11 protein-coding genes are annotated in these 12,791 nt (G+C 67.9%); 1 reads left to right on the forward strand and 10 read right to left on the reverse strand.

The genetic code is table 11. The features are described from left to right. Positions 1-51: 51 nt before the first annotated feature. The gene (locus DBO33_RS19185) at positions 52-1,518 is read right to left on the reverse strand and encodes a carboxylesterase/lipase family protein (RefSeq protein ID WP_107656275.1); all 1,467 of its coding nucleotides are present in this window, start codon (positions 1,516-1,518) and stop codon (positions 52-54) included. Between the two features lie 68 nt (positions 1,519-1,586). Here DBO33_RS19185 and DBO33_RS19190 point away from each other — a divergent pair, with 68 nt between their 5' ends. Further along, positions 1,587-2,171 (forward strand): NAD-dependent epimerase/dehydratase family protein, encoded by a 585-nt coding sequence (locus DBO33_RS19190; protein WP_107660402.1) that lies wholly within the window; start codon positions 1,587-1,589, stop codon positions 2,169-2,171. A gap of 44 nt (positions 2,172-2,215) precedes the next feature. Here DBO33_RS19190 and DBO33_RS19195 read toward each other — a convergent pair whose 3' ends face one another. The 9 genes from DBO33_RS19195 to DBO33_RS19235 form a co-directional block, all read right to left on the reverse strand. After that, positions 2,216-4,903, reverse strand: a complete 2,688-nt coding sequence (locus tag DBO33_RS19195; RefSeq protein WP_107656276.1) for a fumarate reductase/succinate dehydrogenase flavoprotein subunit — start codon at positions 4,901-4,903, stop codon at positions 2,216-2,218. Next, positions 4,900-5,637: an ABC transporter ATP-binding protein gene (locus DBO33_RS19200; RefSeq protein ID WP_107656277.1), complete on the reverse strand. Its 738-nt coding sequence runs from the start codon at positions 5,635-5,637 to the stop codon at positions 4,900-4,902. Before DBO33_RS19200 ends, DBO33_RS19195 begins: the two co-directional genes overlap by 4 nt. Further along, on the reverse strand, positions 5,634-6,602 hold the full coding sequence (locus DBO33_RS19205) for an ABC transporter permease (RefSeq protein WP_107656278.1): 969 nt from the start codon (positions 6,600-6,602) through the stop codon (positions 5,634-5,636). Before DBO33_RS19205 ends, DBO33_RS19200 begins: the two co-directional genes overlap by 4 nt. Then, the gene (locus DBO33_RS19210) at positions 6,599-8,026 is read right to left on the reverse strand and encodes an ABC transporter substrate-binding protein (RefSeq protein ID WP_107656279.1); all 1,428 of its coding nucleotides are present in this window, start codon (positions 8,024-8,026) and stop codon (positions 6,599-6,601) included. Before DBO33_RS19210 ends, DBO33_RS19205 begins: the two co-directional genes overlap by 4 nt. A 12-nt stretch (positions 8,027-8,038) precedes the next feature. Next, positions 8,039-8,266 (reverse strand): 4Fe-4S dicluster domain-containing protein, encoded by a 228-nt coding sequence (locus DBO33_RS19215; RefSeq protein WP_040734564.1) that lies wholly within the window; start codon positions 8,264-8,266, stop codon positions 8,039-8,041. Next, complete coding sequence (locus DBO33_RS19220) at positions 8,267-9,040, reverse strand: GntR family transcriptional regulator (protein ID WP_107656280.1); 774 nt, start codon at positions 9,038-9,040, stop codon at positions 8,267-8,269. Between the two features lie 195 nt (positions 9,041-9,235). Continuing rightward, positions 9,236-10,228 (reverse strand): 1-aminocyclopropane-1-carboxylate deaminase/D-cysteine desulfhydrase, encoded by a 993-nt coding sequence (locus tag DBO33_RS19225; protein WP_107656281.1) that lies wholly within the window; start codon positions 10,226-10,228, stop codon positions 9,236-9,238. A 1-nt stretch (position 10,229) separates the two neighbouring features. Then, positions 10,230-10,856, reverse strand: coding sequence for a QsdR family transcriptional regulator (locus tag DBO33_RS19230; protein ID WP_234390917.1), 627 nt, complete (start codon positions 10,854-10,856; stop codon positions 10,230-10,232). A 35-nt stretch (positions 10,857-10,891) separates the two neighbouring features. Next, positions 10,892-12,688, reverse strand: a complete 1,797-nt coding sequence (locus DBO33_RS19235) for an acyl-CoA dehydrogenase (protein WP_107656283.1) — start codon at positions 12,686-12,688, stop codon at positions 10,892-10,894. Between the last annotated feature and the right edge of the window lie 103 nt (positions 12,689-12,791).

Raw genomic sequence — 12,791 nt, forward strand, 5'->3', positions numbered from 1 at the left:
GATCCCCGCGCACATCGTAAACGGCGTACGCAGCAGGGAATCCACTGGCGGTCAGTCGAGCCAGATCGCTAGTTCGTCGGCACGCGGGTCGGCCACGGCGTGGGAGCGTGGGGCGTCGAAGGTCATGACGGTCCGGGTGCCTGCGTCGTATGGGGTCCAGCAGGGAGTGCGCCCGTGCGCGAAATCGACCCAGATGTGGTGCATTTCGGAGGCTAGGGTCTGGGGCGGGACGTCGGTGCCGACCAACTTCGGCGTGCCTTCGACGGTCAAGGTATCGAAGACGAAGGCGATTTCGAGGGCGTGGCAGGCGCGCAGGTCCAGATGAGTAGTGGGCCAGGCGAATTCGTAGACGTGCGCGGTGGCGGCAGCTTCGGCCACCCGGACTGCGGGGATCCGGAAAGCCCAGTCGGTGAGGATGGCGGCCATCAGGTCGCCAGGGCTCGCATCGGGGCGGTTGGCCGCATAGATGTCGGCGATGGCCGGGTCGAGTCGCCGGGCGGTCAGCGTTTTGGCGAGTAGTTCCGGAGTCAGCGTCGCGGTGAGTCCCGCAGGCGCCAAGTACAGGCGGAATTCGTCGGCGTTGCTGCCGACGATGAGCGGAATATCGTCCGCAGCACCGCCGGCGATGGCGTCGAGGGGGAGTTGCGTGAGGCTGTGGCCGTCGATCGTGGGCACGAAAGCCATCAGACCCAGCCCTGCGTCGATGGAGGACTCACCCCAACGGCTGGGGAGCTGTTGGACCATGAAGTCGAGCGCCAGGTTTCGCTCAGCCTCGAGCAGCGCGGGGATACCGGCGTCTTCGGGAGCGGTCTTCAGTCGCCCGACGAAATCGGCGGCCACCAGTCGCGCGTCGTCGAGAGTCGATGCGATGGTTCCGTTGCCGCTTTGAATGATCGCGCGCTGGAACAAACCCTTCGTCAAAGGCGAGGCGATCAACGTGGTGACACTCATGGCACCCGCGGATTCGCCGAAGACGGTGACTCGCTCGGAGTCCCCGCCGAACGACGCGATATTGTCGCGAACCCACTGGAGTGCGGCGATCTGGTCGAGCAGACCGCGATTGGCGGGAGCCCCGTCGATCGCCGCGAAACCGATGGCCCCGAGCCGATAGTTGATGCTGACCAGCACCACCCCGTCACGGGCGAACGCGTGCCCGTCGTAGACGGAGACAGCGCTGGAACCGACCCGGAACGCCCCACCGTGAATCCACACCATCACCGGCAGGCCCGAGGCCGTCGGATCGGGCGTCCACACGTTGAGGTTCAGAAATTCGGGCCCGTCGATGATCGGGTTGTGCAAGATCGAGCGCAGGGGCTCCGGGTAACCCAATTGCGGCGCGGTCGCCCCGAAGCGGGTCGCATCCCGCTCTCCGTCCCACCTCGGTGCCGGACCCGGCGCCTGAAACAGCGCCGCACCCAATGGTGCTGCCGCATAAGGTATTCCGAGGAACGCGCTCACCGACCCGGTGGCATTGCCACGGACCTTGCCTTGGGATAGCGCGACTACTGACGCATGCATCAAGATTCCTCACCTCGCCGACGACACCTTGAACGTCTCACACCCGACCGGGTCACTAGGGTGGAATGATGCGGATCTTTCTGGCCGGTGCGACCGGCGTCATCGGAACACGGTTGGTCCCGCTGCTGGTAGAGGCCGGACACGACGTCGCGGGCATGACCCGATCGGCCACCAAGGCCGACCAGGTACGCGACGCCGGAGCGGTACCGGTGGTCTGCGACGTCTACGACCTGGACGCATTGACCACGGCCGTAGTCGACTTCCGCCCCGACCTGGTGATGCACCAGCTGACCGATCTACCCGACGACGCCACCCTGCTCCCGGAACGCGCCGACGCGAACGCCCGCATCCGCACCGAGGGCACCCGCAACCTCATCGCCGCCGCCCGCGCCGCCGGAGCCAAACGGTTCCTCGCCCAGAGCATCGCCTGGGAACCGGCGGGCGGCCGCGGCCAGGTCATCCAGGACCATGAGGCGGCCGTGCTCGACATCGATGGTGTCGTCGTGAAGTACGGCCAGTTCTACGGCCCCGGCACCTATTACGAAGACCAGCATCCACCGCACCCCCGCGTGCACGTGTATGACGCTGCGGTACGGACGATTCCGCTGCTCGAGGCATCGACAGGAGTGATCATCGTCGCCGACGTGGCGTAACCCGCCGAGCCTCGCGTAGCGGCCTCGGGAATCCGTTGTCCGCGTCAGGCGATGGGTTGCGGCAACGCGCGGCGCGCATAGGCGCGGACATCGGCATCCACATCGTCGACGGCCCGCTCCAGCGCCGCGAGTGCCTCGCCGCTGTCCGGCCAGGTGGACAACGCGAGCACCGCCGCCTTGCGTACATCGAGATGCGGGTCTCGCAAGGCTTCCGCCAGGACGGGCACGGCGGCCTCGGCGCTGGCCCCGGCCAGGCCCCGGGCCGCGCCGACCCGAACCTGCCAGGCCGAATGACGCAGTGCGGCAGACAGTTCGGTGATATCGGCCGAGCCCGCGCCGAGCACGGCGAATGCCGCGAGCGCGGCAGCACGGACGAGCGGATCGTGGTCCCCGGCCAGCCTTCGGATGACCTCGGTACCGCCGTCACCGATGGCGGCCAGGCCCTGCGCCACCGCGATCCGGACCTCACGGATGTCATCACCGGCGACGGACGCGACCGCAGTCCGATCATCGAGCGATACGAGCGCACGCACCGCTTCGATCCGCACGCGATGGTCCGAATCCGACAGTGCCGCTGCATAGTCTGGCGCCGACCCGGCGCGCAACGCACGCAACAGATCGATGACGGTGGCACGCACGACGGGATCCGGCGACCCGAGCCGGGCCGAAAGCCCGGCCGCCGAGGGCAATACCTCGACGAGCTCCCGCAGGCTCGCCGCGGCCGCCCGGCGGACCGAGGCAGCGTCATCGTCGAGCGCGTCGACCAGCACCGCCGCGAAACCGTCCGGTGTGTTCTCGGTGAGCACGGAGAGCGCCGCGACCCGCACGCCGCTGTCCTCGTCGGTGAGGTAGCTCGACAACTCCGGCACGGTCGGCGCATCGAGGGCGAGCAGCGCGACGTGGCGCGGCGACGGGGGAGCCACGGTTTCCCGAGCCGGATCGACCACATCGGCCTGCTGTGGCGCACGGCCGCCACGCGGGGCGGGCTGATGTACCGGGATGATCGTGGCATCGGCGGAGGTCAGATCATCGAGCTCGGGGACAGGAACCAGGTACGGCGCGACGGGACGCTTGTGGAATTCCATTGCGCCGTCCGCGTTCTTGCGAAGGTTGAGGTGGTACCGCCACGCCACATCGTCGCGTTCGGGCAGGTCGGCCCGCTCGTGATAGAGCCCCCACCGGGACTCCGTGCGGGTCAGCGAGCTGCGGGCGGCCATCTCCGCGCAGTCGCGGATGAACGACACCTCGACGGCCCGCATCAGCTCGTGCGGGGTCTGCGCGCCGATCTCGGCGATCTCGCTGCGCATCCGGTCGAAGGTCTCGACCGCGATCGAGAGTTTGGCGGCGGTCTTCGGCGGCGCCACATAGTCGTTGACGAACCGGCGCAGCTTGTACTCCACCTGCGGCTGCGGCGGACCCGCCGGATGGCGCAGCGGCCGATAGATCAGCTCGTGCGCTTCGGCCAGTTGATCCTCGGGCAAAATCTCGGGTGGCGCGACATCGGCGAGCGTCGACGCGGCATGCGCGCCGGCGAGATCGCCGAAGACGAACGCGCCGATCATGTAGTTGTGCGGCACGCACGCCAGGTCGCCCGCCGCGTAGAGGCAGGGCACCGTGGTGCGCGCATGCTCGTCCACCCACACGCCCGACGCGGAATGTCCGCCGCACAAGCCGATTTCGGAGATGTGCATCTCGATGTCGTGCGTGCGGTAGTCGTGCCCGCGGTTGGCGTGGAAGGTGCCCCGAGTCGGCCGCTCGGTGGTGTGCAGAATCCCCTCGAGCGTCGTGAGCGTCTCGTCGGGCAGATGTGAAACCTTGAGATAGATGGGTCCGCGCGCGGACTCTATCTCCCGCTTGACCTCTGCCATCATCGCGCCCGACCAGTAATCGGAGTCGACGAATCGCTCACCCTGCGCGTTCACCTGATAGCCGCCGAACGGGTTGGCCACATAGGCGCAGGCCGGCCCGTTGTAATCCTTGATCAGCGGGTTGATCTGGAAGCACTCGATCCCGCTGAGCTCCGCGCCCGCGTGATAGGCCATCGAATAGCCGTCGCCCGCGTTCGTCGGATTCTCGTAGGTGCCATACAGATAACCGGAGGCGGGTAGGCCGAGCCGACCGCACGGGCCGGTAGCCAGGATCACCGACTTGGCACCGACTGCCACGAATTCGCCGGTGCGCGTGTGCAATGCGGCCGCGCCCACCGCGCGTCCACCGTCGGTGAGCACGCGGACCGGCATCAGCCGGTTCTCGATCCGGATCTTCTCCCGCATCTTCCGTTGCCGCAGTACGCGATACAGCGCCTTCTTGACGTCCTTGCCCTCCGGCATGGGCAGCACATAGGAACCGGAGCGATGCACCCGGCGCACCGCGTATTCGCCGTACTCGTCCTTCTCGAACTTCACGCCGTAGCGCTCCAGCCGCTGCACCATGGCGAAGCCGCGGGTCGCGGTCTGATAGACCGTGCGCTGGTCGACGATGCCGTCGTTGGCCCTGGTGATTTCGGCGACGTAGTCCTCGGGCTCGGCCTTGCCGGGGATGACGGCATTGTTCACCCCGTCCATTCCCATCGCCAGCGCCCCCGAGTGCCGTACGTGCGCCTTCTCCAGCAGCAGCACATTCGCGCCTGCCTCGGCGGCGGTGAGCGCGGCCATGGTGCCCGCGGTGCCGCCGCCGATGACGAGCACATCGCAGTCCAGCCGGATCCGATCGGACAGCTCCGGAATGTTCACAGCTCCTCCAAGATTCGGGCCCGCACAGCACTTCGGTCGACCTGCTGACGTGGGCGCGGCACCTCGACGACCGCGCGGAGCGTGCCGCCGCCGAGCACGGCGATGCGATCGCCGAGCAGCAGCGCCTCGTCCAGATCGTGGGTGACGAAGACGATGGTGGTGGGATGTGCGCGCCAGGTGTCGATCAGCAAGCGCTGCATGGTCGCCCGGGTCTGTGTGTCGAGGGCGCCGAACGGTTCGTCCATGAGTACCGCGCGGGGCGCACCGGCGAGGCTGCGCGCCAACTGCACTCGTTGCCGCATGCCGCCGGACAGATCCCGCGGCAGGAAGTCGGCGTAACCGGTCAGCCCGATCTCGCGCAGCCAATGCTCGGCCCGCTCTCTGCGGCTGCCGCGCGGCAGACCACGCAGCCGCAACGGCAATTCGATGTTCTGGCGCACGGTGCGCCACGGCAGCAGCGCGTCGTCCTGGAACACCAGCGCGCGATCGGCCGACGGCCCGGTGACCGTCGCATCGTCGGCCAGCACGGTACCGGCCTGCGGGGTGCGCAATCCGGCGAGCGCGCGCAACACGGTGGACTTGCCGCAGCCGGACTTGCCGACCAGAACCAGTATTTCGCCGGGCGCGACGTCGAGCTCGAGCTGATCGATGACGGTCCGGTCACCGTAGGAGATTCGGATACTGTTGAGACTCAGCCGCATTCCGAGCGTGTCGAGCGGAGCGGTCGTTGTCATGCGGACACCTCTCTGGGAAGCCAGCGGGTGATTCTGCGGCCGGTCAGCTCGACGATTCCCGAGGTGCCGAACCCGAGAATGCCGATGGTGATCATGCCTACGAACACGGCCGGATAGTCGACGATGGTGTAGGCCTGCCAGGTGCGGTAGCCGACGCCGAGCCGCCCCGAGATCATCTCGGCCGAGATGAGACAGATCCACGCCACGCCCATCCCCACCGAGAGTCCGCTGAACACACCGGGCAGGATTCCCGGAAAGACCACGCGCACAAGGACACCCGCACGCGAAGCGCCCAGCGTGCGCACCGCGTCCTCCCAGACGGTCGGCAGCGCGCGCACCGCATGCCTGGTGCTGACCAGTACCGGGAACACCGACGCGGTGAAGGTGATGAACACCATGCCGGATTCGTCGCTCGGGAACATCAGGATCGCCACCGGGACCAGCGCGATCGCGGGAATCGGGCGCGCCAGTTCGGTGAGCGGCCCGAAGATGTCGGCCAGCAGCCGGGAGCGGCCGAGCCCGATCCCGGCGAGGACGCCGACCGCCGCCGCGAGACCGAAGCCGGTCACGATCCGGATCAACGATTGCGCGATGTCCAGGTAGTACTGGTGCGAGCCGAGGTGTTCGCCGAATTCGGCGATGATCTCGGTGACGGTGGGCAGCGTGTCGAAACGCAGGCCGGCGCGGATGTTGTTGGCGGTGAGCAGTTGCCACAGGCCGACCGCGGCGGCAACCGAGGCCACCCGGAGCACGCGGGACCGCCAGAGGGGGAGGCCGGCGCGCGAGTTGTCCGTGCTGTGGTCGATCGAACCAGGAGTCACTACGGGGTTCGTCGGAGGGGCTTGCGCGCTCACTGCGTCGGTCGCCGGGCGGGCTTCGACTTTCGTCGGCACCTCATCCACGTTCGCCGCGATGACATCGGCGCCGGTGCCCGGGCTGTCGGTCGTCGGGGCTTCGGTGGTCATCCGTGAACTTCCGCGACGGCTTGGTCATAAGAAACAGTGACCGCGCCCGGATGCCCCTGCCGATACCGCTGCACGGCAGCCGGTGTCGTGAACGGCAGGAAAGCGGCACCGTCGCGCACCCAGATCGCCTTGTCGGCGAACCACCGCGTACCCAGTTCGGCATCGGGGATGTAAGCGGCCCTGATGGCCTTGCCTTGTACCTTGGCCGCCTGCACCGCCCGCAGCAGGCATCCCGCATCGGCGGCCGGTTGCGGCCGTTCGGCACCATCGAGCCAGATCTCGCCCGCCGAGGCCGAATCCGTCACCGCCCGACCGCAGATCGGATCGGTGCGGCTGACCTGACTGGGATTCGTGGTCGACGCCACCGACTTGTCGTAGTCGCCGAAACCGTCCTCGGCGAACGCCTTACGCAGCGGCGCACTGTCGACGAACCCGTCGATGTCCAGCTCGGCGAAGTCGCCGATCGACTTCAGGTACCGCACATCACCTTTGAAGGCGTCGATCAAACTCGGCTTGAGCGTGGTGTCGAAATGTGTTCCGCCCGGCCCGTTGTAGAGGTAGACGACCTCCTGCGGCAGCCCCGAACCGTCCGCGACGATCTTCGCGGCCTCGAACGGCTTATCCCGCAGGAACGCGGTCGCATCCAGTTGTGCCGCCAGAAACGCCTGCAACACCTCCGGATGCTCGGCCGTATATGCCCGGCGGGCAACGACGCCGTGGAAGGTCGGCACACCCAGTTCCGCACCGTCGTAGAGCAGTTTGGCCTTGTTCTGGAACACCAGCAGCCCCGGCCACGCGACGAACTGCGAAAGTGCCTGCACCTGATGCGATTCCAGCGCCGTCGCGCCGATCTGCGGCTGCTGATTCAGCACCTCGACACCCTTGCTCGCATCGATGCCCGCCCGGGTCAGCGCCTGCACCAGCGTGCCGTGCCCGGCCGAGCCCACGCTGGCCGAAACCTTGTGCCCGGCCAGGTCATTGATGCTCGTCGCGGCCGAATCCGGTGGCACGACCACCATATTGAGCGCGCCCTTCGGGTTGTACCCGGTCACCGAGACGAACGCGGTCTTCGCTCGCTCGTTGGCTTGGGTGCGAGATCCGTTGATCAGCAACGGATAATCGCCCATCGACCCGATATCGATCTTCTCCGCGACCATCTGCGCGGTGATCGGCGCGCCGGTGTCGTAATCCTGCCACTCGACGTGATACTTCGCGCCACCCCGGTCGGTGAGCTGCTGGAGTCGCCGTTCCAGATAACCCTGCGCCTTCAGTAGGGTGCCTGCGGTAACGGTGTTGATGGTCTTGGACTGGTAGCCGATGACGACCTTGACGGTGCCGGACGGGGGGTCGCCGGAGCTGTCGAGTGAGCAGCCCGCGACAGTGAGCGCGGCGGCGAGGAGGACGGGAACGAGGCGTACTTTCATCAGACTTCCAGATCAGCGGAGCAGGTAGGGCATGTTGACGGTGACGGCGCCGGTCGGACAGCGGGCGGCGCACGGGCCGCAGTACCAGCACTCGTCCACGTGCATGAAGGCCTTACCGTTCTCGGGGTTGATCGCGAGCGAGTCGAGCGGGCAGATCTCGACGCACAGCGTGCAGCCCTGAATGCACAGCGATTCGTCGATGGTCACCGGGATATCGGTGCGCTGGTTCACGAGTGCCATCTAGCGGACCTTCCATTCGGGGGTGCTTCGGGTCAGGTTGCCGCGCATGGTGATTCGGTCACCGCGCAGGCGGATGTCCTCGAGGTCGACCGGGCGGCCGTCGTCGAGGTGGGTCAGCCGTTCGAGCATCAACAGCGGTGCGCCGCCGGGGATGTCGAGGGTGGAGGCGGTGTGCGGGTCGGCGGGAACCGCCTCCAGTGCCAGCTCGGCGTGCCCGAGCGAGTGGCCGCTGATCTGCTCGAGCAGCACGAAGATGTCGGTGTGCGCCAGGTCGTGGCCGAGGATTTCGGTGCCGATATCGGGCGCCAGGTAGGTGAGATCCAGGCTCAGCGGTAGATCCGCGAGGTAACGGAGCCGTTCGAGGTAGACCACGCGTTCCCCGGGAGCCAGCTGTAGTCGGCGCGCGACGGCAGCCGGCGCGGTGACGTGCATGGCGGCCCGCACCTCGTTGCGCACCGTGCCGTGGCCCTTGAACGTCTCCTGCAGGCCGAGCAGCGCGTCGAGGCCGTGATCGTACTTGCGGGTCGCCACCCGGGTGCCGACCTTCGGCAGCCGGTCGATCAGCCCCTCGTCCTTGAGCAGGGCGAGCGCCTCACGCACGGTGTTACGCGACGCCTCGAACTCTGTCGCCAACTGCTGTTCGCTCGGCACCCCGTCGTCGAAGGCGCCCGCGTGCACCTGATGCCGGAGCAGATCGGCGACCCGCCGCGCTTGATCGGCGCGGGAGCGCCGCATCGGCGTGGGTTCCGCCGCCTTTCCATCGCTGACCTGCATGGACAGCGACGATAGTGTGGATTCGGCGGCTCGATTCCCGGCGCGGGGCTGAGCGAAAATCAGGGGATGTTATTGCGCCGTGCGCTCCGTCGCTCCGACCTGGTGAAATGTCCGGTCCGCACGCTATTACGCCACCTTGGCGCGACGGGACCGGATTCGGATCATGCCGATCGGAATGCGGCAAACGAGTGCGCGTTACCGGGGACCGTACGTATTGAGGAACAGCACCGGCCCCGCACCGAAAAAGTCAGCGGTATCCAGGTGCAGTGCCGCGGCCAATGCCTTGGCGGTGTACACAGTTTCGAGCTGGAGCCCGTCCTGCGCGGCGAGGGTCTGCGCCTCGTGGGCGGCGGGGGTGGGGTGACCGTAGCCGGGGCCGAGCCAGTCCGTGGTGATGGTCAGGTCGTCGGGGCGTAGGCCGGTCGGCTCGAATCGTGCACCGCGCGACCGCAACAGCCGCTCCGCACGCTGGGCCAGGCGGACGATGTGCGGGGCATCGAGGGGGAGTGCGTCGTTCACTACGACGCCGACAACCCGGGTGCTGAGCCCGGCCAGCCGCAGGCCGAGCGCCAAACCCGCTGCCGTGCCGCCGGATCCGACGGCTGTCACGATGTGGCTCGGCTCCGGCATCGCACCCGCGGCAACTTGCTCGGCCAATTCGAGCGCCCCTTCGACATAACCGAGCGCGCCGATCGGCGACGAGCCACCCACCGGCAGGTAGTAGGGCCGCTGACGGCCCCGCATGTGCCGCAGGTACAACCACGGAGCCGTCAGCAGGGTGCGCCGCTTGGTGTGCGTGAAATGCACTGTGGCGCCCGAGTTCTCCAGTCGCCGCAGTTGCACCCGGACATGGTCGTCCATCGGCTGGTCGACCAGCGCGAGCACCGTCTCGATGCCCTGCTCCCGGCCGTAGAGTGCGGTGGCGAGCCCCCAGTTGGTGCCGGTGCCACCGACGGTGAAGATCGTCCGTGCGCCGCGCCGATGCGCCTCGGGCAGTAGCCATTCCAGCTTGCGGACCTTGTTGCCGCCCCAGCCGCCGTCGCCGTAGCGTCCGTCGTCCTTGCACCACAGCGCAGCTCCGGTGCCGACGTCGAGCCGGCGGATCGGGGTCGGCGCGGTACCGAGCCGCACATAGGGCAGCGAGTCGGTGAGGTCAGGAAAACGCTGGTGCAGCAATGCGTCCGACATGTCAGCTTCCCGTGGCAGGTCTCGTAATCGCCTCGGGGATGCCGAGCAGCGCGGCCTGCACCTCGTGCAGCCGGTCGACATCCCCGCTGATGCCTGCGACATTATCGTTGTACAGGAACGCCTCGCCGAGCCGGACCAGTGCGTAGGCGAGCAGGTCCGGCTCGACCGGCGGTCGGTAGCCGTCCTCCCGCTCGGCTCGGGCGATCAGCTCGCGCACGGTGGCGACCACCAGTGGCTGCACCGGTCCCTCGGTCGCGGTGAGGATCCGCAGTCCGGACAGCGGCTCGTTCTCGAAGTACCGCCGGAACGGCACGTTGTCGGTCATCCAGCGATTGACCCGATACAGCACGTCGAGGATGCGCCGGGCCCCGGTCGAGCGCCGCCGGGCGTCGGCGCGGGTGAGCAGCGCGGCGAACTCGCCGGCCAGCACCGTGCCGAGCACTCCCTCGCGGGACCCGAACCAGCGGTAGACCGAGGCGCGGCTGAGCCCGAGCTCGGCCGCGATGGCCTGGATGTCCACCCGTTCACCGGCGAGGAAGGCCTGGCGGGCCAGCGCGATGACCTGTTCGCGGGTCGCCGACGCCGGTCGTCCTGGTGGGCGGGTGGTTCGCTGGCTCGGGGTGGTCATCGAAAAATGGTACATCCTCCCATGCGTGTACCGAATCAGAACCAGGCGTCGCGCATCTCGAGGGTGGTGGTGTCGAGGCGGGCCAGCAGGTCCAATGCCGGTGCCGTCTTGGGCAGTTCGAACCGGTAGAAATACCGCGCCGCGTGCCGCTTGCCGTCGTAGAAGTCGCCGGTGTGCCCGGCGGCGGCCAGCAGCTGCTCCAGCCAGATCCAGGCCAGCACCAGATGGCCGAAGGCTTCGAGGTAGACCGAGCTGTTCGCCAGCGCGGCCTCGACGTCACCGCCGGCGAACAATGCCGCGGTCACCTCGACCAGCCGCTGCCACGCCGCATCCAGCTGCGCGGCCAGCTCGGCCGCCTCGCCACCGGCCGCGCGGGCGGCGGTCACGGTGTTCTGCACCCGGCCGGCGAGCGCGATCAGGCTCGCACCGCCCTGCTGGGTTACCTTGCGCCCCAGCAGATCCAGGCCCTGGATGCCGTGCGTGCCCTCGTGGATCGGGTTGAGGCGGTTGTCCCGGTAGTGCTGTTCGACGTTGTACTCGCGGGTGTAGCCGTAACCGCCGAGCACCTGGATGGCGAGGTTGTTCGCCTCCAGGCACCACTGCGACGGCCAGCTCTTGGCGATCGGGGTCAGGATGTCGAGCAGCAGGGTGAGCGCCCGCTTCTCCTCGTCCGAGTCGGCGGTGTGCTGCTCGTCGACCAGCCGGGCGCAGTAGAGCACCAGCCCCAGCGCGCCCTCGGTGTAGGCCTTCTGCGCCAACAACATTCGCTTGACGTCGGCGTGCTCGATGATCGGCCGCTGCGGCGCCGACGGGTCGGCGGGCAGCTTGGCCCGGCCCTGCGTGCGCGTGCGGGCGTAGTCGAGGGATTCGAGGTAGCCGGTGTAGCCGAGCGCCGTCGCGACCAGGCCGACGCCGATGCGCGCCTCGTTCATCATGTGGAACATGTAGGACAGCCCGCGGTGCGGTTCGCCGACCAGGTAGCCGACGGCGCCCGCCGCGCCACCCGGGGTCCAGCGGCCCTCGCCGAAGTTCAGCACGGTGTTGACGGTGCCGCGGAAGCCCATCTTGTGATTGAGTCCGGCCAGCGCGACATCGTTGCGCTCACCGACCGCGCCGTCGTCGTCGACCAGGAACCGCGGCACGACGAACAGCGAGATGCCCTTGGTGCCCGCCGGGCCGCCGGGGATCTTCGCCAGCACCAGGTGCACGATGTTCTCGCCGAGTTCGTGATCGCCGCCGGAGATCCACATCTTGGTGCCGAACAGCCGGTAGGTGCCGTCGTCCTGCGGTTCGGCCCGGGTGACGATATCGGCCAGTGACGAACCGGCCTGCGGCTCGGACAGGCACATCGTGCCGAAGAACCGGCCCTCCAGCATCGGGCGCACGAACCGCTCGGTGAACTCCGGACCGGTATGGCTGAGCAGCAGGTTCGCGTTCGCGACGGTGAGGAACGAGTAGCCCGAGGTGCCCGGGTTGGCCGCCTGGAACCAGGCATAACTGGCCTGCGCGACGGTGACCGGCAGCTGCGCGCCGCCGAGGTCGTAATCCATTGCCGCCGCGGGCAATCCGGCCTTGGCGAAGGCGGCCAGCGCCGTGGCCACCTCGGGAATGATGGTGACCCGTTCACCGTCGAAGGTCGGCTCGTTCGCGTCGTTGAGTTTGTTGTGCGGCGCAAAGTATTTGGTGGCCAGCTGCTCGCTGAGCTCGAGCACGGCATCGAAGGTCTCGCGCGAATGATCGGCGTAGCGCCCACGTTTGGTGAGCTCCTCGACGTTCAGCCACTCGTAGAGCAGGAAATCGAGATCGCGCCGGGAGAGCAGCGTCGAGCGCATCAGCCGTCCTTTCGAGACATGTGCCGACCACTGTATCTTACGGTTCGCGCGGATGCAGTGGCCCGGCCATGGATCGAAGGTAGCGGACGGGAAGGCGCTTCGA

This window comes from Nocardia suismassiliense, assembly GCF_900269665.1.
Classification (GTDB): domain Bacteria; phylum Actinomycetota; class Actinomycetes; order Mycobacteriales; family Mycobacteriaceae; genus Nocardia; species Nocardia suismassiliense.